Raw genomic sequence first — 21,593 nt, forward strand, 5'->3', positions numbered from 1 at the left:
CAGAATGACCGCCTTCCGCACGCTCGACCAAGCCGACGTCAAGGGCAAACGCGTTCTCCTCCGTGTGGACCTCAATGTCCCCATGGAGAACGGCAGGGTGACGGATTCCACGCGCATCGAGCGCGTGCTCCCCACCATTCGGGAAATCTCCGACAAGGGCGGCAAGGTGATCCTGCTCGCCCATTTCGGACGCCCGAAGGGACGCGACCCGAAGGAGTCGCTGAAGCCGGTTGCGGAAGCGGTCTCGCAGCATCTGAAAAAGAACGTGGCCTTCGCCGATGACTGCATCGGCGAGGCCGCAGCAAGCGCCGTTTCCTCGCTGAAGGATGGCGACATTCTTCTTCTCGAAAACACCCGCTTCCATGCGGGCGAGGAGAAGAACGATCCGGCTTTCGTGAAAGAACTCGCGAAGCTCGGCGACCTTTACGTGAACGACGCCTTCTCCGCTGCGCACCGTGCGCATGCTTCGACCGAGGGCCTTGCCCGTGTGTTGCCCGGTTATGCGGGCCGCACCATGCAGGCGGAACTCGATGCACTCACCAAGGGCCTTGAGGCTCCCAAGCGTCCGGTCGTTGCCATCGTCGGCGGCGCGAAGGTTTCCTCGAAGATCGACCTTCTCGAAAACCTCGTCACAAAAGTCGATGCCCTCGTCATCGGCGGCGGCATGGCCAACACTTTCGTGCACGCGACGGGCCTCAATGTCGGCAAGTCGCTTGCGGAGAAAGACCTCGCCGCGACGGCCATGCGCATCATCGAGAAGGCGCGCGAATCCAACTGCGCGATCATTCTTCCCGTCGACGGTGTCTGCGCCTACGAGTTCAAGGCCGGCGCGCACAATCACACCTACGGCATCGACGCGATCCCCGACGATCAGATGATCCTCGACGTGGGCTCGCAATCGGTCGAGCGCATCAATGCCGCCATCAACGACGCGGCGACGCTCGTGTGGAACGGCCCGCTCGGCGCCTTTGAGATCCCGCCCTTCGACCAGGGCACGGTGGCGGCAGCCCGCCATGCGGCGCAGCGCACCAAGGAAGGCAAGCTCGTTTCCGTCGCCGGCGGCGGCGATACGGTTGCTGCCCTCAACCACGCTGGCGTTGCGGAAAGCTTCTCCTATGTATCCACGGCAGGCGGCGCCTTCCTCGAATGGCTCGAGGGCAAGGCGCTACCCGGCGTGGACGCTCTGAGGGCCTGAGTGAGCATCCTCCGACGAAGGGCTTATCGCTTCGTCGGAGAAACAATGCGACAGGCTCCGCGAGCTTAATCGCCGGTTCAGGTTGAAGACGCTTATAAAGCTAAAACCAATACGGAGGACGAGATGGCCCGCATCACCATGAGGCAGCTTCTGGATCACGCAGCCGAGCAAGGCTACGGCGTGCCTGCCTTCAACATCAACAACATGGAACAGGCGCTCGCGATCATGGCTGCGGCCAATGAGGTCGATGCGCCGGTAATCATCCAGGCGTCGCGCGGTGCGCGCTCCTATGCCAACGACGTCATGCTCAAGCACATGATGGACGCGGTCACCGAGATCTATCCGCATATCCCGGTCTGCGTGCATCTCGACCACGGCAACGAGCCTGCCACCTGCATGACCGCGATCCAGGCCGGCTTCACCTCGGTGATGATGGACGGCTCGCTCAAAGCCGACGGCAAGACCCCAGGCGACTGGGACTACAATGTCGGCGTCACCAAGAAGGTGGTCGAGATGGCCCATCTCGGCGGCATCTCGGTGGAAGGCGAGCTGGGCGTGCTCGGCTCTCTCGAAACCGGTGAGGGCGAGGCCGAGGACGGCCACGGCGCCGAAGGCAAGCTCTCGCACGACCAGCTGCTGACGAACCCCGACGAGGCCGTGAAGTTCGTGGCCGAGACGAAGGTCGACGCGCTCGCGATCGCCATGGGCACCTCGCACGGCGCCTACAAGTTCACCCGCAAGCCCGATGGCGCGATCCTCGCGATGAACATCATCGAGGAGATCCACAAGAAGCTGCCGAACACGCATCTCGTGATGCACGGCTCGTCGTCCGTTCCGCAGGACCTGCAGGACATCATCAACCAGTATGGCGGTCAGATGAAGCCGACCTGGGGCGTGCCTGTCGAAGAGATCCAACGCGGCATCAAGCACGGCGTGCGCAAGATCAATATCGACACGGACAACCGCATGGCGATGACCGGCCAGATCCGCAAGGTTCTTTCCGAAAACCCCGGCGAGTTCGACCCGCGCAAGTATCTCAAGCCCGCCATGGACGCGATGACGAAGCTCTGCAAGCAGCGCCTGCAGGAGTTCAACACCGCCGGCCAGGCCTCGAAGATCAAGCGCGTGTATACGCTGGCCGAGATGGCCAAGCGCTACGCCTCCGGCGAGCTCGACCCGACCTTCGGGTCGGCCAAGCAGGCAGCCGAGTAAGATCGATCCGGTTTTTGCCGTAATCCTGATTGAGAAGCGGGGCCTCGCAAGATGGCCCCGTTTTCGTTATGGGATGTTTATCTTGTCCTTTTGAGTTTCGTCACCGATGTCCGAATCCGCTCGCCTTTATCTCATCACCCCCGTCGTGGAGGATGCCTCCTTCGCTCCCAGGCTGGCGGAAGCCTGCAAGGGCGGAGCGGTGGCAGCCGTGCTGCTGCGGCTTGGGAATCTCGACGAGCGCGGCCTCATCAATCTGGTGAAGGCGCTTGCCCCCTCCGCGCAGGATCATGGCGCTGCCCTGATCGTGACCACTGACGGTGAGGTCGATATCGCCAATGTGGCCGTGCGCGGCGGCGCGGACGGAGCCCATGTCTCTGGGGCAAACCCTGCGGATGTCCGTGAGCTGCGCGAGCGCCTCAAAGCCGAGCGCGCCATCGGCGTAGGCGGCATCCGCACCAAGGACGAGGCCATGAATTTCGGTGAAGCCGGCGTCGACTACCTGCTGTTCGGCGAGCCCCGCCGGGACGGCTCCCTCCCCTCCCTGGACAGCGTTTCCGAGCGCGCGGCATGGTGGGCCGAAATCTTCGAGACGCCCTGCGTCGCCTATGCCCCTGACCTTGAGGCGGTCGAGACGCTCGCGGCCACGCAAGCCGAGTTCATCGCCCTCGGAGATGCGGTCTGGAACCATCCGGACGGACCGGCGGCAGGGGTAAAGGCGGCAACCGACATCCTCGCTCGCGTGGAGACTTCGCGTTGATGCGCTCCTCTGGTCTCATCGGCGGTGTTCTGCTGCTGGCTTCCGTCATGGGAGTCCAGGCGGCCGAGCCCGATCTCGCCTATGGCGCCTATCAGCGCGGCCTCTACCAGACGACTTTCCGCGAGGCGACCCTAAGGCTCGAGAAGAACAAGAACGACGCCGCCGCCATGACGCTTCTGGGCGAGCTGTACAATCAAGGCCTCGGGGTCACGCTCGATCCGAAGAAGGCGGCCGAGTGGTATCTGCTCGCGGCGAAGCAGGGCGATGCCAATGCCATGGCGTCGCTGGGCCTCATGTCCCTCGATGGGCGCGGCGTGCAGAAGAACCCGGCCCAAGGCAAGACCTGGCTCGAGCAGGCCGCCGCCAAGGGCAATGCGGTTGCCAGCCACAACCTCGCCCTGCTGCTGCTCACCAGCGGCTCCGACATGGACCTGGAACAGGCAGTCGATCTGCTGCAGAAGGCGGCGGATGCGGAAATTCCCGATGCGCAGCACGCGCTCGGCGTGCTCTATCTCAAAGGCCGCGGCGTCGCGAAGGACGCTTCCGAAGCCGCCCGCCTGTTCGAGCGCGCCGCGAAGAACGGCAGCTCCGTGGGCGAGGTGGAATACGCCATCCTGCTCTTCAATGGCGAGGGCGTGACGGCTTCCGAATCCCAGGCCGCCCGCTATTTCCGCCGCGCCGCCGCCAAGGGCAACGCCATCGCGCAGAACCGTCTGGCCCGCCTGCTGGTGGCCGGACGCGGCGTTCCGGCCAACAAGATCGACGCGGCCGCCTGGCACATCCTCGCGGCAGCCCAGGGCCTCACCGATCAATGGCTCGACAACGCGCTCAAGGATCTCACCACCGACGACCGCAAGCGCGCCGAAAAGCTCGCCGCCGAGCGGCTGGGGATGCGCTAAACTCCATGAAATTGCCCAAGCGGAGGATCAATTAGGCACTCGCCCGGTTATCCCCCGCTTGACGCCAACCCTCCCGTGGTCCATCGACCACATCATCGAATTCACGCTCTTTGCCAGGACCCGTCCAATGATCCGCTCGCCCCTCATGACCGTCATGACAGATGCCGTGATGAAGGCTTCGCGCTCGCTCAAGCGCGATTTCGGCGAGGTGGAGAACCTGCAGGTCTCGCGCAAGGGCCCCGGCGACTTCGTGTCCGCCGCCGACCGCAAGGCTGAGAAGATCCTGCGCGAGGCGCTGGAAAAGGCCCGCCCCGGCTACGGCTTCGTCATGGAAGAATCCGGCATCGTCGAGGGGACCGATACGAGCCACCGCTGGCATATCGACCCGCTCGACGGCACCACGAACTTCCTGCACGGCCTGCCGCAATTCGCGATCTCCGTCGGCCTGGAGCGCGACGGCCAGATCGTCGCCGGCGTGATCTACGATCCCGCCAAGGACGAGCTGTTCATCGCCGAGAAGGGCAAGGGCGCCTATCTCAACAACCGCCGCATCCGCGTGGCCGGACGCGACGAGATGGCGGAAGCCGTCATCGCCTGCGGCCTGCCCCATATCGGCAAGGGCGATCACGGCCTCTTCCTGCGCGAATGCGCGTCCGTCATGGCCCATGCCGGCGGCATGCGCCGCTTCGGCGCCGCAGCGCTCGACCTGGCGTATGTGGCCTGCGGCCGCTTTGACGCCTATTGGGAGCGCGGCCTGAACTCCTGGGACATGGCGGCGGGCATCCTCATGGTGCGCGAGGCCGGCGGCTTCGTCGCGGATGCGGACGGCGTGCCGAACCCCATGGCCACCGGCTCCATCTCCTGCGGCAACGAATACATGCACCGCGAGCTGCTGAAGCTGCTGAAGAAAGCCAAGGGCTGATCGCGGCGCATCGTGCGGACCCACTTTTGGGTCCGATGATCCAGCCTCCTATCCGATGCTTTAGGACACGATATTTCTGTTCGTGTTCGTGCGTGCAGCCATGCTCGTGCTTGATCCTCTCGTCCGAGGCGGTCACACTGGATTAGTCCCGAAGCACATGAGCACAGGATAACGATGGCGGACCAACCCCTTACCCCACCGCGGATTTACCTCATCCGCATGGCGGTCTTTCTGGTTTTGGCGGGGTTCATCGCCTTCATCCTGTATCGGCAGATCTGGGAGGCCTTCCAGGCGAATCCCGGCCTCAACGCCCTGATCCTGGGCGTGATGTTCATTGGCATCATCCTCGCCATCCGGCAGGTCTGGCGCCTCTTTCCCGAGGTGCGCTGGGTCAACACGCTGCGCCAGACCGAGGAAGGGCTGGTCGCCCCGACCCCGCCGGTGCTGCTCGCCCCCATGGCGGCCTTTATCGGTAACCGCTCGGGCAATTCCGTCTCCATCGCGGCCATGCGCTCGCTGCTCGATTCGGTCGGCGCGCGCCTCGACGAGAGCCGAGAGATCCTGCGTTACATGGCAGGCCTTCTGGTATTTCTCGGCCTTCTCGGCACCTTCTGGGGCCTCATCGATACGGTCGGCTCCGTGGGTAAGATCATCGGGTCGCTGCGCACGGGCCAGGATTCGGCGGTGCTCTTCGACGAGCTGAAGAACTCGCTCGCCGGCCCCCTCCAGGGCATGGGCCTCTCCTTCTCGGCCTCCCTCTTCGGCCTTGCCGGATCGCTCGTTCTCGGCTTCCTCGATCTCCAGGTCGGTCAGGCCCAGAACCGGTTCTACACGGAGCTGGAGGATTGGCTCGCCACCACCACATCCGACACGCCCGGCGAGGCGCTTCCGCGCTCGACCACGCCGCACGACCTGACGGTCGCCCTCAACCGCCTCACCGCCGCCGTGAACGACGGCGCGGGCGGGCGGGCGGCGACGCAGGCCATGGCGAATCTGGCGGAAGGCGTGCAGGGCCTCGTCCAGCACATGCGCGCGGAGCAGCAGATGATCCGCGACTGGGTGGAGGCTCAGGCCACCCGCGAGAAAGAGCTGAAACAGGTGCTCGACCGCATCTCCCGTGAAAGGCTGCCCTGATGCCGGTCTCGAGCTCAGGCGGACGCAGGCGCGGGCGCGGCGGCCAGCTCAATTACTGGCCGGGCTTCGTGGACGCCCTGTCCACGCTTCTGCTCGCCATCATCTTCCTGATCTCGGTCTTCACCGTGGGCCAGTTCTTCCTGTCCCGCGAGCTGTCTGGCCGGGACACAGTGCTCGACCGTCTGAACCGCCAGATCGCGGAACTGACCGATCTCCTCTCGCTCGAGCGCTCTGGCCGTCGCACGGTCGAGGAAAGCCTCACCTCTCTGCAGACCACCCTGAAGGCGGCGGAAGCCGAACGGGCCCGCCTGCAGAGCCTTGTGGATTCCGGCGGCGCCGCACAGACCCAGGCCGGTGAGCTGAATGCCGCGCTCGAAGCCGAAAAGCAGGCGACGGGCCGCGCTTTGAGCCAGGTGGAAATCCTCAACCAGCAGATCGCCGCCATGCGCCGCCAGCTCGCGGCCCTGGAGGAGGCGCTCAATGCCTCCGAGAACCGGGACAAGGAAAGCCAGGCCCGCATCGCCGATCTCGGCAGTCGCCTCAACGTGGCGCTGGCCCAGCGGGTGCAGGAGCTGGCCCGCTACCGCTCCGACTTCTTCGGGCGGCTGCGCCAGATCCTCGGAAACCGGCCCGACGTGCGCATCGTCGGCGACCGTTTCGTGTTCCAGTCTGAAGTGCTCTTCCCGGGGGGCCAGGCAACCCTACGCCCCGAAGCCTCCGGCGAAATCGACCGTATCGCGAGCGCCTTGGTAGAGCTGGAAAAGCAGGTCCCGCCCGATATTCCATGGGTAATCCGCGTCGACGGCCACACCGACGCGCGTCCGATCAACACCGCGCAATTCGCCTCGAACTGGGCCCTCTCCTCGGCCCGCGCCATCGCGATGGTGCAGGCGCTCATCGCCCGGGGCGTGCAGCCTCAGCATCTGGTCGCGGCTGGTTTCGGTGAGTTCCAGCCTCTCGATAACGGTACGACGGAAGAGGCCTATGCCCGCAACCGGCGCATCGAGCTGAAGCTGACGGAACGGTGATCGTGAAAGAGATCATCGGATAAATCCCAAAAGTGCATCCCACTTTTGGGTCCGATGCTATGCCTCCTTGCCGAGAGCACGGGCAACATCCTTCACCCCAACACCGACCCGCCTGACGGTCTCGACGATCTGGAAGCGCGGGACGCCCCATCGGTCGGACCAATAGCGCATCTCCCAATCCTCATGGAGATTGATGTTGGGTGCATCCTGCGGATGCCTTCTGAAGGTCGCCGCCATTCCCGATCTCCCCGAATGCTCGAAGGGCCGATCTACGCCGACCTCCAAACCAACGGCGGGATAAGAGATGTGTTCAATGGACCCGGTTATTCGGCTGCCATGCCGTGTTCCTGCGCACCCGTGAACTGCAGCCGGGCGAGGCGCGCATAGAGGCCGCCCTGTTCGAGCAGACTGTCATGCGTCCCCTCCTCCACGATCAGTCCCTTGTCCATGACGAGGATGCGGTCGGCGGAGCGAACCGTGGCGAGCCGGTGGGCGATGACGAGGGTGGTGCGGCCTTCCATCAGCCGGTCGAGGGCCTCCTGCACCTTGCGCTCGCTTTCGGCATCGAGGGCCGAGGTCGCCTCGTCGAGAAGCAGTATCGGCGCATCTTTCAGGATCGCACGGGCAATGGCGAGTCGCTGGCGCTGGCCGCCGGACAGCGTGACGCCGCGCTCGCCGATCATGGTCGCGTAGCCCTGCGGCATTGCCTCGATGAAGCCATGGGCCGAGGCGAGTTCCGCTGCGCGGCGCACCTCCTCCTCGGAGGCTTCGGGGCGACCGTAACGGATGTTGTCGAGGACGCTCGTGGCGAAAATCGTGGGCTCCTGCGGCACCAGGGCCATGCGGGCGCGTAAAGAAAACGGATCAGCCTCGGTGATCGGCACCCCATCGACCTCGATCGTGCCGGTTTGCGGATCGTAGAAGCGCAGCAGCAATTGCAGGATCGTGCTCTTTCCCGCTCCCGAGGGGCCGACGACTGCGACCCGCTCGCCTGGAGAAACGGTGAAGCTCAAACCGTGGAGAGCCCGCTGTTCGGCGCGAGTCGGATAGGCGAAATGCACATCCTGGAAAGTCACGGTGCCGAGCGAGGGCTGGGGCAGGGCTTTCGGGTTTTGCGGAGCCTTGACCGCAGGCTTGGCCTCGAGAATTTCGCCGAGGCGCTCCGCCGCGCCGGCCGCCTGGGACAATTCGCCATAGACCTCCGAAAGCTGGCCAAGGGAGCTGGCGGCGAAGACCGCGTAAAGCACGAACTGCGACAGCCGCCCGCCGGTCATGGCGCCTGCCAGGACGTCCTGCGCGCCATACCAGAGCACGGCCACCACGCTCGCGGACACCATGAAGATGCCGGCTCCCGTAAGAAAGGCGCGCATGGTGGTGGACAACCGCGCCGCGTCGAATGCTTCCTCGGCGGCCGAAGCGAACCGGGAGGCGGTGAGGCTTTCCATGCCGAAGGCCTGCATGGTGCGAACTGCGCCGACAGCTTCCGCCGCATAGGCCGAAGCATCAGCGAGCCGGTCCTGCGCCGCTCGGGAGCGGCGGCGCACCGCTCTGCCTGAGAGCACCAGGGGCAACACGATCAGGGGGATGGCGAGGAGCACGAGGGCCGAGAGCTTCGGACTCGTGATGGTCATCAGAACCACGGCCCCGAGGAAGAGGAAGAGATTACGCAGCGCGATCGAGATGCTCACCCCGAAGGCGGCCTTCACCTGGGTGGTATCGGCGGTGAGCCTGGAGACAATCTCGCCGCTCTTGGTCTGGTCGAAAAAGGTGGGATCGAGGGAAGTCAGGTGCCGAAAGACGGCTGAGCGCAGGTCCGCCACCACCCGCTCGCCCAGCGTGATCACGAGGTAATAGCGAAGGGCGCTGGAGATCGCGAGCACGGCCACGACCACGAGAAGCAGGATGAAATAGGCGTTGATGTAGGCCCTGCCCTGCTCCGAAAAGCCGAAATCCACCACCCGGCGCACGGCGACCGGCACCACGAGGGTCGCGGCGGAAGCCATGGTGAGCGCGGCGAGCGCCGCGGCGATCCGCCCCTTGTAAGCGAGGCCGTAGGGAACGAGCGGCTTCAGGGCACTTAGCGCGGCTTTGGGGCGGTTCTGATGGGACGGCAGGTCGGCCATGTCATCCTTCGTTTCAGGCGTTCGCGAGGCGGAGCTGTTTCATGGGCATGAAATCAGCCCTTTTCCTTGAGATACCGCAATTTTTGACGGCGAAGCGGACCCGCTTCGTCGAAAAATGCTCTGGAGCGGTTTAACACCTTTGCCCCGGCTTGTTTCAAGGTTCTAAGTGAGGTATAGGCCCGCATTCATCAATTCAGGCTCGATCTTACGCTGCGGGCTGACCAGATGTGGCTGGCCGCAAGAAGGACTATGGCAATGGCGCGCAAAGAAACCGATCACCCCGACTACCACTTCATCAAGGTGGTCATGACCAATGGCACCGAGTACACCACTCGCTCGACCTACGGCAAAGAGGGCGACACCCTCAACCTCGACATCGACCCCAACACCCACCCGGCCTGGACCGGCGGTTCGCAGCAGCTGCTCGACCGCGGTGGCCGCGTGTCGCGCTTCACCTCGCGCTTCGGCAACCTGGGTGCCAAGAAGTAATCCGGTTTCCGGAGCTTCGCACAGAATGCAAAAAGCCCCGCTTCGGCGGGGCTTTTTCTTTGTCTTTGATGATCCTCAGGGTGAAGCCTGAGCCATCATTACAGGACTCACCCCGCCGGAGCGAAGGCCTGGTGCAGCATGCTGAGCTGGGCCGCAACCGGGTTCGGGCCCTGCGCCAGAGGCGGCTCCTCCGCCATTTCGAGCAACAGGCGGTCGAGATGCAGGATGCGGGCATGGAGGCGTGTGGCCAGGCCTATCAGCTCGCGCAGGCGCAGAGGCAAGGCCTCGTATTCCACGAGGGTCGTGGCGGTCTCGTGGGAGTTCAGGCGCACGCGGGCCTTCTCGGCCTGGGCCTGGTCAGGGGTGATCTCGCCCTCGGCCACGGCGCGCTGCAGCAGCAGCCAGGAGGCTATCTGCATGAGGCGGGTGGTCAGGCGCATGCTCTCGCTGGCATAGGCCACGCTCGTCTCGCGCTGGAGAAGGCGCGATTCCTCGCGGCCTGGGCCGTCGAGATAGGCGGCCGTTTCCTCGACCAGCTCCATGCCTTCCTGGAACAGGGCCGAGAAGGCCTCCGATCCCACGAAGCTCTGCCCGAAGCGGACAGGGTCGACCTCAAGTCTGATCACGTCGGGCTCGTTCAAGAGACCGTCTCCCAAGGCGTTGGCCAGGCCGAAAGGCCAGGAAATGTTCGTTGTCGGGAGGGAATATAGAACGAGCTTCGAGAGGATGCTCTGGTAACCTCTTCTTAAGGTTAAACCTGAGATCCGCCACAAAAAGCGAGCCGCCAAGGCGGCTCTAAGTCCAACAGGGAGGCGTCAAGCAGAGTGGTGAGGAAGAACCACTCTTTCGTGTCCGGCGGGAGAAAAACCGGACACCTTCATGAAGCGCCCGAATCCTTAAAATCGCGTTAACCCTGTCCGAGCTTGAAGAAGGCGCTGGCGGCGGCGCGGGAATTTTCCTTGGCGGCCTTCGCTTCTCTCAGGCGCGCGATTTCTTTTTCCAACAAGGCAACGCGCTCATCGAGCTCATCGACGGAGAGCATCGACAGGTCCTGACCGATCTCATGAGCGCCCAATGGTGCCCGCGGCTCGTCGGCGAAGGGATCGAAGGCCATGGCATTCTCCTTAAGAGATTTTCCCGAACGTTAATCCGGCATGCATTCCTTGCCAACTTCGCCCTATATGGGCGGAGCTTGACCAAAGGAGGGAAATTATGGAGCCGATTCCAGGCACGATGCGCGCCGTCATCGCCGAGGGCAGCGGTGGTCCCGAGGTCCTGAAACTGGTCGAGCGGCCCGTCCCCCATCCCGGAGAGGGCGAGATCCTGGTGCGGGTGAAAGCCGCAGGCATCAACCGCCCGGACGTGATCCAGCGCCAGGGCGGCTACCCCCCTCCTCCCGGCGCCTCGGACATTCTCGGCCTTGAGCTTGCGGGCGAGGTGGTGGGCTCGGATCCGAACGCCAATCGCTTCCCGGCGGGCGCCCGGGTCATGGCCCTCGTGGCGGGTGGGGCTTATGCCGATTACGCCGTGGTTCATGAGAGCAATGCCCTGCCCATCCCCGATGGCTTGTCCTTCGAGGAAGCCGGCACGATCCCGGAAACCTATTTTACCGTCTGGACCAACGTGTTCGAGCGCGGGGGCCTTAAAGAGGGCGAGACCCTGCTCGTCCATGGCGGCACTTCAGGGATCGGCACCACCGCGATCCAGCTCGCCAAGGCCTTCGGGGCCAAGGTGATCGCGACCGCAGGCTCTCCTGAGAAATGCGAGGCCTGCCTGCGGCTTGGGGCCGATCTGGCGGTCAATTACCGGAATGAGGACTTCGTCGCCGCCGTGAAGGAGTTCACCAACGGCCAGGGCGCGGACGTGATCCTCGACATGGTCGGGGGCGACTACATTCCCCGCAACCACGAGGCCGCCGCCCTGGACGGGCGCATCGTGCAGATCGCCTTCCTGAAAGGGGCCAAGGTCGAGCTGGATTTCCGCCGCCTCATGCTCAAGCGCCTGACCCATACGGGCTCGACCCTGCGCTCCCGCTCGGTGCCCGAGAAGGCCGCCATCGCTCAAGGAATCGAGACCCGGGTGTTGCCCCTGCTAGCCGAGGGCCGCTGCAAACCCGTGATAGACTCGACCTTTGCGCTCGAAGACGTGGCCAAGGCCCATGCCCGGATGGATGGGGGCGAGCATATCGGGAAGATCGTTCTGCGCCTTTAAAGTTTGCAACATCGCCCGGCGCTCCCTATAATCATCCCGTTTCCCTCACATCGTGAGACGAGATGCTCCGGTCCGGACCGGTTCGGAGCGCAAGAGAGTTTTGCCGTGCGGCGCCGATGTCCGGTGCCCGGCTCGAAGGAGGTTCGCCCCATGTCCCAGGGACCGCTGATGCCGAAGGCGACGGCCGTTTGGCTCGTCGAGAACACATCCCTGTCGTTCGACCAGATCGCCGATTTCTGCAAGCTCCACCCGCTCGAGGTGAAGGGCATCGCGGACGGCGAAGTTGCGGCAGGCATCAAGGGCCTCGACCCGATCACCACCGGCCAGCTGACCCGTGAGGAGATCGAGAAGGCTCAAGGTGACACCAGCCACCGCCTGCGCCTCGCCGAGTCGCGCGTGAAGCTGCCCGAGCAGAAGAAGATCAAGAAGGGCCCGCGCTACACTCCCGTGTCGCGCCGTCACGACCGCCCCAACGCGATCCTCTGGCTCGTGCGCAACCATCCGGAGCTGAAGGACGCGCAGATCATGCGTCTGGTGGGCACCACCAAGACCACGATCCAGCAGGTCCGCGAGCGCACCCACTGGAACTCCGCGAGCCTCTCGCCGATGGACCCGGTGACGCTGGGCCTGTGCTCGCAGATCGACCTGGACTTCGAAGTGCAGCGCGCCGCCAAGGACCGTCCGCACGTGGAGCCGCAGGATCAGGGCGGCACCCTGCTTCCGGCGGAAGTCTCCACCGCCGAGCCTACCCGCGACGAGCCCTTCGCCGACATGAGCCGCCCGAAGCCGCAGGAAGAAGACATCGACGTCAACTCGGTCTTCGCCAAGCTCAAGCAGCTCAAGCGCTCGGACGACGAGGAAGAATAAGACAAAAGGTCCGGAGCGATCCGGGCCTTTTTGTTTCAACAAATATAAAGTGCCGAGCGCCTGCAACCACCTATAGCACAAATACTTAAGGGGGGGCTCATCGTGTCCAATCCAAGTGAACAGTACGTACGCGATGTAATTGTCCCAATTGCCGAGGTTGAACTTCAACACGATGAGCTTGCGTATAAGCGTCTATGTGGGACAGGTTTTGTAATTGGTCGATCCAAATATCTCCTAACAGCAGCTCATGTGCTTGAGAACGTTGAGTTTGCCGTTGGCATGAAAACCAAAGAAGGAAATTGGTTCTCGATCGAGATAGAGATTGCGGCTCAACATCCTTCAGAAGACATCGTCATATGCGCAATAAAAGACGATCAATTTTTTGAATCATGGCTTCGCCTTGACGGCAATCATTATCATCAAGCATGCGAATATCATATTTTTGGCTACCCAGATGATGTGCTCTATGAAGCAGATCAGCGAGGCATAGATGGAAGAATACTTCAAAGACCAGATCTAATCTATACTAAGGGCTATATTAGAAGAAGATTTTCGTCTAAACTACCAGGACTGAGGGGACAGTCTTTTTTTGAACTGAGCGATCCTGCTGGAGCAGGTTGCTCTGGTGCGCCATTAGTAATGGGATTTGATACACCCTGGCGAGTTGCAGGTATCTATGTTGGGGAAAGAACGACCGAGCAAGCAGGTCGGGCACTCAGGGAAAGAGGCTACGCACTTAGAATCGAAGCAGTTACAGATTGGCTGAGGGCGATAGACCCAATCCTCCTTGAGTAAATCAAAGACTTTTAATCGAGATTAAATCACAATCCCTTCGCCATATCAGACTAGAGAAGAAAGCCTTTTATTCTCTTGTGCAATGCCAGCATTTATCCCGCCACGCCCCTGCTCTTCAGCGCGTCGCCGATCTCGTCCAAGATCAGCGGATCGTCGATGGTGGCGGGCATGCTCCATTGATCGCCGTCGGCGATCTTCTTCATGGTGCCGCGCAGGATTTTTCCCGAGCGGGTTTTCGGCAGACGCGGCACGGTGATCGCGAGCTTGAAGGCGGCGACAGGGCCGATCTTTTCGCGTACGAGGCCGACGAGCTCTTTCTCGATCTCGGCGGGGGATTGCTGCACGCTGGATTTCAGCACCACGAAGCCGCAGGGCACTTCGCCTTTCAGTGAATCCTTCACGCCGATCACGGCGCATTCGGCGACCGCCGGATGGGAGGCAAGCACCTCCTCCATGCCGCCTGTCGAGAGGCGATGACCCGCAACGTTGATGATGTCGTCCGTGCGGCCCATGACCCACACGTAGCCATCCTCGTCGATATAGCCCGCATCCGACGTGTTGTAGTAGCCGGGATAAACGGAGAGATAGGATTCCTTGAAGCGCTCATCCGCCTGCCACAGCGTCGGCAGAGCGCCGGGAGGCAACGGCAGCTTGATGACGATGGCGCCCATCGTGCCCGGCGCAACCTGCTTGCCGCCTTCATCCAGAACTTCGACGGTGTAGCCCGGCAGCGGCACCGTGGGCGAGCCGTGCTTGATCGGAAGCGCGCCGAGCCCGAGCGGATTGCCGACCACCGGCCAGCCGGTTTCCGTCTGCCACCAATGGTCGATCACCGGAACTTTCAGAATATCCTCGGCCCATTTGACCGTATCGGGATCGGCCCGCTCGCCCGCGAGAAACAACGCGCGGAACGAGGAGATGTCGTAGTTCTTGAGAAGCTCCGCCTTCGAATCTTCCTTCTTGATCGCGCGGAAAGCAGTAGGTGCGGTGAACAGCGTCACGACGCCATGATCGGAGATTACGCGCCAATATGCGCCTGCATCCGGCGTGCCCACGGGCTTGCCTTCATAGAGGATCGCGGTGCAGCCCTGCAGCAGCGGCGCGTAGACGATGTAGGAATGTCCGACGACCCAGCCCACATCGGACGCGGCCCAGAACACCTCACCCGGCTCGACGCCGAAGAAGTTGCTCATGCTCCATTTGAGCGCGACCATGTGGCCGCCATTGTCGCGCACCACGCCCTTCGGCTTGCCGGTGGTGCCCGACGTGTAGAGCACGTAAAGCGGATCGGTTGCGGCAACCGGCACGCAGGCGGCCTTCCTGCCTGCTGCTTTCGCTTTCGCGACTTCCTGCGCCCAATCGAGATCGCGGCCCTCGATGCGCGAACATTCGAGCTGCGGGCGTTGATGAATCAGGCACGCATCGGGCTTGGTCGAGGAGAGTTGAATCGCCTCGTCGAGCAGAGGCTTGTACGGAACGACCTTCGCGCCTTCGATGCCGCAGGACGCGGAGAGAATGACCTTCGGTTTCGCGTCGTCGATGCGGGTCGCGAGTTCCTTCGCGGCGAAACCGCCGAACACCACGGAATGAATCGCGCCGATGCGCGCGCAGGCGAGCATCGCAAAAGCCGCTTCCGGGATCATCGGCATGTAGACGATAACGCGGTCGCCTTTCGTAACACCCATGTCCTGCAACACGGCGGCGAGCGTGGACACTTCATCCTGAAGTTCAGCGTAAGAGATGCTGCGCTTTGAATTCGTCACCGGGCTGTCGTAGATGATCGCAGCCTGGTCGCCGCGCGTCGCCACGTGGCGGTCGACGGCGTTGTAGCAGGTGTTGCACTCCGCACCCTCGAACCAGCGGCCATAGGCGCCGGATTGGGGATTGAAGATCGTCTCGGCGGGCTTGATCCAATCGATCTCGCGCGCAGCCTCTTGCCAGAAACCGACCGGATCGGACTTCCAGCGCGCATAGACCTCACGATAGCGGCTTTGGGTTGATGAGCGTTGGGTTGATGACATGGCGCTTCCCCGTTGCTGTCACCGCATGAGACTTGTGGTTGTCGTTGTGGTAGCAGGCAAAACAGCTGTGGTCAGCGACGACTTTCGGCCACTCTACTTTCGGTGAGTCCCTTCCAGGTTTTTCGATGATCACCAATCCGCTTTTCTATGCCGCCGCCGTCCCGGCCGTAACGCTCATGGGATTGGCCAAGGGCGGCTTCTCGGGGCTCGGGCTTCTCTCCCTGCCGCTGATGGCGCTGGTGGTCTCGCCGGTGCAGGCCGCCGCCATCACCCTGCCGATCCTGATCGTGCAGGATGTGGTGTCCGTCTGGGCCTACCGTCACACCTGGGACAAGCGCAACGTGGCGCTGCTGATTGCGGGCGCTGTCGCCGGCGTCCTCATGGGCTATCTGCTGGCGGCACAGGTGTCGGATGCGGCGATCAAGCTCGCCGTGGGCGTGATCTCGATCAGCTTCGCCATTCGTAGGGTCGTGCTGGAGCGCAGCGCCACTCCACCGGACGCCGCCTTCGCCGATACGCCGCGCGGACTCTTCTGGGGCTGGGTGACGGGCTTTACCAGCATGATCGCCCATGCGGGTGGACCGCCCTTCCAGATCTACGTGATGCCGCAGAAGCTGCCGCGCGACGTCTTCGTCGGCACGGGCGCGGTCGTGTTCGGAATCCTCAACTGGATCAAGGTGCCGCCCTATGCGGCGCTCGGCCAGTTCACCGCGGAGAATCTCGCGACTGCGGCCGCTCTGTTTCCTGTGGCCATCGCTTCCACCTGGGCAGGAGTTCTGCTCGTCAGGCGAGTATCCGGCCAAAGCTTCTACACAGCCGTGTATGTGCTGTTGGTGCTGGTAGGTGGGAAGCTTGTCTATGACGGCACTGTCGCGCTGTTCTGAATCTCGTCCATGAAAAAGCCGCCACTTCCTGAGGAAGCGACGGCTCTGTGGGGGAATGCTGTGAAGATGACCTTAGTGCACCGCCATGTCTGACGTTCTCAGGCGGCTGATCTCATCCTTCAGTTGGAGTTTTTTCCGCTTCAGCTCTGCAAGTCTCATGTCGTCCGTCGATGGGCTGTTGAGGGCGTCCTGGATCTCGCGCTCGAGAGCCCGATGCTTCCGTTCTAGTTCCACCAGATGGTTCTGCAGCGGCATGTCAGTTCCTCCTGTCTGATTACTGACGGGAGATAGTTTGCCAGACATAGTGTGGCGAGTCGAAGGCCAAAAACAAAAAAATGGCGGGGTGAAGATGCGGCCCTCGTCTTGCCCTCCGACAGCCTTGCGCGCATAATCCCGCGCTCTCGTCGGCCTTCCCTAAGGCACGGATATCTGGATCGATTTTTCATGACCGAGCTGGCTGAACTGGAAACGGACTTGGCGCGCCTCAAGCAGGAACATCGCGACCTCGACATGGCCATCGACGCTCTTGAGAGCATGATCGCGGGCGATCAACTTCAGGTTCAGCGCCTGAAGAAGCGCAAGCTCGTCCTGAAAGATCAGATCATCCGCCTGGAAGACCAGCTGACGCCCGACATCATCGCCTGAAAAGGCCGCGCTTCCCTCGGCAAATGCTTGCTTGCTGGAAGCGCCTTCGCTATGCCGCTGTGAACACAGGCTATCAGCGGAGCCACATCATGGCGCAAGCCCCCGTTGCCATCATCATGGGCAGTCAATCGGACTGGGCGACCATGCGTCATGCCGCCGAGACACTGGACGCGCTCGGCATCGCCTATGACGCCCGCATCGTTTCCGCCCACCGCACCCCGGACCGGCTCGTGACTTTTGCCAAGGGCGCGAAGGCGCAAGGCTTCCAAGTGATCATCGCAGGCGCGGGCGGCGCCGCCCACCTTCCCGGCATGGCCGCCTCCATGACCCCCCTGCCCGTCTTCGGCGTGCCGGTGGAATCGAAGGCGCTGTCGGGCCAGGACAGCCTGCTCTCCATCGTGCAGATGCCCGCAGGCATTCCGGTGGGGACGCTCGCCATCGGCAAGGCCGGCGCCGTGAACGCAGCGCTTCTCTCGGCTGCCGTGCTCGCCCTCCACGATTCCACCCTGGCCGACCGGCTCGACGCCTGGCGCAAGCGCCAGAGCGAAAGCGTGGCCGAGCGCCCCTCAGACGAAGGCTAGAACCATGATCCGCCCCGGCTGCACCATCGGAATTCTCGGCGGCGGACAGCTTGGCCGCATGATGGCCATGGCCGCGGCCCAGCTTGGCCTGAAGGCGCATATCTACGCCCCGGAAGAGAACAGCCCCGCCTTTGATGTAGCCGCCGATGTCACCGTCGCCGCCTATGAGGACGAGGCCGCCCTGGTGCGCTTCGCCAAGGCCGTGGATGTGGTGACGTATGAATTCGAGAATGTGCCGAGCGAGACTGCGGCGACGTTGAGCGCCCATACCCTGCTCGCGCCGAATGCCCAGGCGCTCGCCGTGTCGCAGGACCGTTTCCTGGAAAAGACCTTTATTTCCGGCCTCGGCATTCCGGTGGCTCCCTTTGCGAATTTCGACAACGAGGCCGAATTGATCGCAGCCGTCGAGAAGCTCGGCCGTCCCGCTGTGCTCAAGACCCGCCGCTTCGGCTATGACGGCAAGGGGCAAGTGATGATCCGGCCCGACACCGATCCCGTGGCCGCCTGGGCCGAGCTGGGTCGGTCGCCCGCCATCCTCGAGGGCTTCGTGCCCTTCGAGCGGGAAGTCTCGGTGGTGGCCGCCCGCACCGCCTCCGGGGCCTTCGCAGCCTACGATCTCTGCGCCAACGAACATAAGCACCACATCCTCGACATCACCCAGGTTCCGGCAGGCGTCTCGGGCGCGACCGAGGCCGAGGCCATGCGGATTGCGAAGAGCATCGCCGATGCCCTCGATTATGTGGGCGTGCTGGCGGTCGAGCTGTTCCTGGTGACGGAGAATGGCCGGGAGCGGCTGGTGGTCAACGAGATCGCGCCCCGGGTGCATAATTCCGGCCACTGGACCCTCGGCGGGGCTGAGACCTCGCAGTTCGAGCAGCATATCCGCGCCGTCTGCGGCTGGCCTTTGGGTTCGGCCGCCCGCCTCGGTCGGGTGGAGATGAGGAACCTGATCGGCCACGATGCGGACGAGTGGGAGGGAATCCTGGCTGAGCCCGGCGCTCATCTCCACCTCTACGGCAAGGCTGAAGCCCGGGCTGGCCGCAAGATGGGCCATGTGACCCGGATTTTCCCCGAAAAGGGCTGAACCTTTTTCAATCGGGGGCGTTATTCCCCTGGCTCGGCGGTTTGTACGGTGCTTTTGTCGGAAGGAACCCTGGACAGGCAAGGCTTCTTCTGTTATCGACGCCAGCCAGATTGAGGTGCGCCTGACGCGCCTCGTTTTCTTTTACACAATCGAAACGGTTCAAATACGAGGAATTCGCGTGCAGGTTCTTGTCCGGGATAACAACGTCGATCAGGCGCTCCGCGCTCTCAAGAAAAAGATGCAGCGTGAGGGCATCTTCCGCGAGATGAAGCTCCGCGGCCACTACGAGAAGCCGTCTGAGAAGAAGGCCCGCGAGAAGGCCGAGGCCGTCCGTCGCGCCCGCAAGCTGATCCGTAAGCGTATGCAGCGCGAAGGCCTCCTGCCTTCGAAGCCGCGTCCGACCACAGCAGCCCGCCCTGGGGCTCGCTAAAATCTTCAGCCGGCCTTTTTGAGGCCAGCCCGTCGATTGTGAAACAGCGCCTTCTGCGCAAGCAGAGGCGCTGTTTGCATGTCTGGGCTCCGGATCCGGCGACCTTTTGACCCAAGACTCAGGCAATGGATGGAATATTGTCCTCCAGCCCGCCTTTCTGTTGCCGTGTTTCACGGCTGTTAAGGATTTTCCGCTAAACCGCCACTCACCGAGTTTGAGTAAAGAAGTTTGGAGACGAAGGTGCTCGCCCCATCGATTCGCCGTTTCGCGCCCCTGAGCCTGGTCCTGACCGCCTTGAGCCTTGCCGCCTGCAGCACCGTGGGAGGTGGCGCCACTTCCCAGCGTATCGCCGTGGTGGAAGAGGACACGCAGGGCACGAGCCAAGTGAACATTGCGTCCCTGTCGGATGTCATCCAGCGCAACCCGAACGACCCGAGCGCCTATAACACCCGCGGCGCGGCCTATGCCCGCGTGGGCCGCTACAGCGACGCCATCTCGGATTTCTCGAAGGCGGTCCAGATCGACCCCAACTATGCTCCGGCCTATACGAACCGGGCGCTGGCCCTTCGCCAGACCAACCGGAATGACCAGGCACTCGCGGACTTCACCCGTTCGATCCAGGCCGACCCAAATTACGGACCGGCCTATATCGGCCGCGCCAACCTGCTGCGCGCGCAGAACGCCTACCAGGAAGCCCTGAGCGACCTGAACATGGCGACCCGCCTCCTGCCCGAATCGGCCGAGGCCCTGCATTCGCGCGGCCTGCTCTACCAGCGCCAGAACATGCACCAGCAGGCGATCCTGGATTTCGACGCCACCATCGACCGCAACCCCTTCGTGGGCGCTCCTTACGCGGCTCGCGGCCAGAGCTATGTGGCGACGAACCAGTTCGACAAGGCTGTCGAGGATTTCAACGCGGCGCTCAACGTCAACAACAGGGATGCCGATTCCTGGGCTTGGCGCGGCGTGGCGCTCGAGCGCAAGGGCGACCGTAGCCAAGCGCTCGAAAGCTATTCCCGCGCGCTTGCCCTCGACTCGTCCAACACGGTCGCCCGCCAGGGCAGCTCCCGCCTCCAGGGCGGCGTGGCAGGCCTGTTCCGCGGCTAAGGCAGGTGCGGCATGAACCTTGCCGCCTCCCCTTTGCGCGATCTCGACGACATCGCACAATTTCTCGAAGCGCATGCAGGCCTGCATGCGCTTCTTTTGCATGTGGAGAGCCTCGCCCTGCCGGATGCCTGGATCGGCGCAGGCTTCATCCGCAACGCGGTCTGGGATGTGCTCCACGGCTATCCCATCGACCCTTCCCGGCTCAACGATGTGGACGTGATCTACCTCGATCCGGCCGAGACGGCGGACGGATGCGAGGATGCCCATGAGCACCAGCTCATGGCTCTTGCGCCAGGCGTTCCTTGGCAGGTGAGAAACCAGGCACGCATGCATCTCCGCAATGGAGATGCCCCTTACCGAAGCACCTATGAGGCCATCGCCCGCTGGCCTGAAACGGCAACGGCAATCGCGGCGCGAACGGTGAGCGGAAAAGTCGAAGTCATTGCGCCTTACGGCATCGGGGATCTCATTTCCCTCATCGTGAGACCGACGCCGGCCTTCGCCCATAAGATGGATGTATACCGCGAGCGGCTCCGCTCCAAGGATTGGGCACTGCGATGGCCGAGGCTTACGTTCAGTGAAACGGTCCCTAAGCCCGGCTCATAGTTCCTTCTTCAGGAACGACACGTAAGGCTCGAAGCCGAACTGGCGGTACGTGCGCTCGGCGCGTTCATTAGCGACGAGAGCGCCGATCATGAGGCGCTTGAGGCCAGCCTCTTTCGTGAGGCGCTCGGCCTCGTTCAGCAGCATCTGTCCGATGCCCTTGCCCCGCCACTCCGCGTGAACGATCAGATCCGTCACCGTGCCGTGGCTGCGGAATTCGGCGGCCACATAGGCTGCATCCTGATCGAGCGAGAAGCCCATGGCTCCGACGACCACATGTTCCACAATGGCCAGAACGATCCGCCCGTTGCGCCGGGACAGGCGCATCATCAGCTCGTCGTAATAGGCATTGGCCCCGTCATGATCGCGCCGACGGTCGCCGACGAGATCCGCCTCGAACACGTTGAGCTGGTGGATCAGCTCGACAACCGTGTCGCGGTCTTTCGGAAGAGCGGTGCGCAGGGTGATGGACGACATGACGAAACCTGAAGGCGACTGAACTGTGCCTTCCTTAAACCAGCTTTCGCGAACTTCGTCATTCCAGAAACGACCGCCTCCCACGATGTCGAGTGAAGCGGAAACGAAAACGCCCGGCACGAGGCCGGG

25 protein-coding genes are annotated in these 21,593 nt (G+C 63.0%); 18 read left to right on the forward strand and 7 right to left on the reverse strand.

All coding sequences use genetic code 11. The features are described 5' to 3' along the window. Positions 1–4: 4 nt before the first annotated feature. The 7 genes from pgk (at position 5) to MHY87_RS15670 (ending at position 7,147) form a co-directional block, all read left to right on the forward strand. Positions 5–1,195 carry a phosphoglycerate kinase gene (pgk, locus tag MHY87_RS15640; RefSeq protein ID WP_239353360.1) on the forward strand — a complete coding sequence of 397 codons (1,191 nt, stop codon included), beginning with the start codon at positions 5–7 and terminating at the stop codon, positions 1,193–1,195. Between the two features lie 123 nt (positions 1,196–1,318). After that, complete coding sequence (gene fba / locus MHY87_RS15645; RefSeq protein WP_239353361.1) at positions 1,319–2,407, forward strand: class II fructose-bisphosphate aldolase; 1,089 nt, start codon at positions 1,319–1,321, stop codon at positions 2,405–2,407. Between the two features lie 106 nt (positions 2,408–2,513). Then, entirely contained in the window at positions 2,514–3,164 is a 651-nt protein-coding gene (locus tag MHY87_RS15650) for a thiamine phosphate synthase (protein WP_239353362.1), read from the forward strand. After that, positions 3,164–4,063, forward strand: coding sequence for a tetratricopeptide repeat protein (locus tag MHY87_RS15655; protein WP_239353363.1), 900 nt, complete (start codon positions 3,164–3,166; stop codon positions 4,061–4,063). Before MHY87_RS15650 ends, MHY87_RS15655 begins: the two co-directional genes overlap by 1 nt. A gap of 127 nt (positions 4,064–4,190) precedes the next feature. Then, on the forward strand, positions 4,191–4,985 hold the full coding sequence (locus tag MHY87_RS15660) for an inositol monophosphatase family protein (RefSeq protein WP_239353365.1): 795 nt from the start codon (positions 4,191–4,193) through the stop codon (positions 4,983–4,985). A gap of 174 nt (positions 4,986–5,159) precedes the next feature. Further along, entirely contained in the window at positions 5,160–6,119 is a 960-nt protein-coding gene (locus MHY87_RS15665) for a MotA/TolQ/ExbB proton channel family protein (protein WP_239353367.1), read from the forward strand. Further along, the gene (locus tag MHY87_RS15670; protein ID WP_239353369.1) at positions 6,119–7,147 is read left to right on the forward strand and encodes a peptidoglycan -binding protein; all 1,029 of its coding nucleotides are present in this window, start codon (positions 6,119–6,121) and stop codon (positions 7,145–7,147) included. The genes MHY87_RS15665 and MHY87_RS15670 overlap by 1 nt, the downstream gene beginning before the upstream one ends. Before the next feature lie 57 nt (positions 7,148–7,204). Here MHY87_RS15670 and MHY87_RS15675 read toward each other — a convergent pair whose 3' ends face one another. Together MHY87_RS15675 and MHY87_RS15680 are read right to left on the reverse strand one after the other, a co-directional pair. Then, positions 7,205–7,384: a DUF3606 domain-containing protein gene (locus tag MHY87_RS15675; protein ID WP_239353371.1), complete on the reverse strand. Its 180-nt coding sequence runs from the start codon at positions 7,382–7,384 to the stop codon at positions 7,205–7,207. 86 nt (positions 7,385–7,470) lie between these two features. Beyond that, on the reverse strand, positions 7,471–9,270 hold the full coding sequence (locus MHY87_RS15680; RefSeq protein WP_239353373.1) for an ABC transporter transmembrane domain-containing protein: 1,800 nt from the start codon (positions 9,268–9,270) through the stop codon (positions 7,471–7,473). A gap of 255 nt (positions 9,271–9,525) precedes the next feature. Between MHY87_RS15680 and rpmE the strand changes: the two genes are divergently transcribed. Continuing rightward, positions 9,526–9,759 (forward strand): 50S ribosomal protein L31, encoded by a 234-nt coding sequence (gene rpmE, locus MHY87_RS15685; protein WP_239353374.1) that lies wholly within the window; start codon positions 9,526–9,528, stop codon positions 9,757–9,759. A gap of 107 nt (positions 9,760–9,866) precedes the next feature. Here the strand turns inward: rpmE and MHY87_RS15690 are convergent, their stop codons facing one another. After that, positions 9,867–10,400: a DUF1465 family protein gene (locus MHY87_RS15690; RefSeq protein WP_239353375.1), complete on the reverse strand. Its 534-nt coding sequence runs from the start codon at positions 10,398–10,400 to the stop codon at positions 9,867–9,869. Positions 10,401–10,666: 266 nt separating this feature from the next. Then, entirely contained in the window at positions 10,667–10,873 is a 207-nt protein-coding gene (locus MHY87_RS15695) for a DUF1192 domain-containing protein (RefSeq protein ID WP_239353376.1), read from the reverse strand. A 98-nt stretch (positions 10,874–10,971) separates the two neighbouring features. Between MHY87_RS15695 and MHY87_RS15700 the strand changes: the two genes are divergently transcribed. The 3 genes from MHY87_RS15700 to MHY87_RS15710 all read left to right on the forward strand — a co-directional run bounded on the left by MHY87_RS15700 (position 10,972) and on the right by MHY87_RS15710 (position 13,632). Next, positions 10,972–11,970, forward strand: coding sequence for an NAD(P)H-quinone oxidoreductase (locus MHY87_RS15700; RefSeq protein ID WP_239353377.1), 999 nt, complete (start codon positions 10,972–10,974; stop codon positions 11,968–11,970). A 150-nt stretch (positions 11,971–12,120) separates the two neighbouring features. Next, on the forward strand, positions 12,121–12,837 hold the full coding sequence (locus MHY87_RS15705; RefSeq protein WP_239353378.1) for a DUF1013 domain-containing protein: 717 nt from the start codon (positions 12,121–12,123) through the stop codon (positions 12,835–12,837). 102 nt (positions 12,838–12,939) lie between these two features. Beyond that, a complete protein-coding gene (locus tag MHY87_RS15710) occupies positions 12,940–13,632 on the forward strand; it encodes a serine protease (RefSeq protein WP_239353379.1) in 693 nt (230 codons plus the stop codon). A 92-nt stretch (positions 13,633–13,724) separates the two neighbouring features. Here the strand turns inward: MHY87_RS15710 and MHY87_RS15715 are convergent, their stop codons facing one another. Beyond that, the gene (locus tag MHY87_RS15715; RefSeq protein WP_239353380.1) at positions 13,725–15,653 is read right to left on the reverse strand and encodes a propionyl-CoA synthetase; all 1,929 of its coding nucleotides are present in this window, start codon (positions 15,651–15,653) and stop codon (positions 13,725–13,727) included. 125 nt (positions 15,654–15,778) lie between these two features. Between MHY87_RS15715 and MHY87_RS15720 the strand changes: the two genes are divergently transcribed. Next, positions 15,779–16,537: a sulfite exporter TauE/SafE family protein gene (locus tag MHY87_RS15720; protein WP_239353381.1), complete on the forward strand. Its 759-nt coding sequence runs from the start codon at positions 15,779–15,781 to the stop codon at positions 16,535–16,537. A 72-nt stretch (positions 16,538–16,609) separates the two neighbouring features. On the opposite strand, the gene MHY87_RS15725 is transcribed toward MHY87_RS15720, so the two are convergent. After that, complete coding sequence (locus tag MHY87_RS15725) at positions 16,610–16,792, reverse strand: YdcH family protein (protein ID WP_239353383.1); 183 nt, start codon at positions 16,790–16,792, stop codon at positions 16,610–16,612. A gap of 189 nt (positions 16,793–16,981) precedes the next feature. Between MHY87_RS15725 and MHY87_RS15730 the strand changes: the two genes are divergently transcribed. The 6 genes from MHY87_RS15730 to MHY87_RS15755 all read left to right on the forward strand — a co-directional run bounded on the left by MHY87_RS15730 (position 16,982) and on the right by MHY87_RS15755 (position 20,990). Continuing rightward, positions 16,982–17,182 (forward strand): YdcH family protein, encoded by a 201-nt coding sequence (locus tag MHY87_RS15730; protein ID WP_239353384.1) that lies wholly within the window; start codon positions 16,982–16,984, stop codon positions 17,180–17,182. A gap of 89 nt (positions 17,183–17,271) precedes the next feature. Next, complete coding sequence (gene purE, locus MHY87_RS15735) at positions 17,272–17,763, forward strand: 5-(carboxyamino)imidazole ribonucleotide mutase (protein WP_239353385.1); 492 nt, start codon at positions 17,272–17,274, stop codon at positions 17,761–17,763. Between the two features lie 4 nt (positions 17,764–17,767). Further along, a complete protein-coding gene (locus MHY87_RS15740; protein WP_239353386.1) occupies positions 17,768–18,847 on the forward strand; it encodes a 5-(carboxyamino)imidazole ribonucleotide synthase in 1,080 nt (359 codons plus the stop codon). A 178-nt stretch (positions 18,848–19,025) separates the two neighbouring features. Beyond that, on the forward strand, positions 19,026–19,277 hold the full coding sequence (rpsU, locus tag MHY87_RS15745) for a 30S ribosomal protein S21 (protein WP_239353387.1): 252 nt from the start codon (positions 19,026–19,028) through the stop codon (positions 19,275–19,277). Positions 19,278–19,517: 240 nt separating this feature from the next. After that, entirely contained in the window at positions 19,518–20,384 is an 867-nt protein-coding gene (locus MHY87_RS15750; protein ID WP_239353388.1) for a tetratricopeptide repeat protein, read from the forward strand. A gap of 12 nt (positions 20,385–20,396) precedes the next feature. Next, positions 20,397–20,990, forward strand: coding sequence for a nucleotidyltransferase family protein (locus MHY87_RS15755; protein ID WP_239353389.1), 594 nt, complete (start codon positions 20,397–20,399; stop codon positions 20,988–20,990). Here the strand turns inward: MHY87_RS15755 and MHY87_RS19000 are convergent. Beyond that, positions 20,985–21,584 carry a GNAT family N-acetyltransferase gene (locus tag MHY87_RS19000; protein WP_239353390.1) on the reverse strand — a complete coding sequence of 200 codons (600 nt, stop codon included), beginning with the start codon at positions 21,582–21,584 and terminating at the stop codon, positions 20,985–20,987. The genes MHY87_RS15755 and MHY87_RS19000 overlap by 6 nt on opposite strands. Positions 21,585–21,593 lie beyond the last annotated feature (9 nt).

This window comes from Microvirga sp. ACRRW, from assembly GCF_022346925.1.
Classification (GTDB): domain Bacteria; phylum Pseudomonadota; class Alphaproteobacteria; order Rhizobiales; family Beijerinckiaceae; genus Microvirga.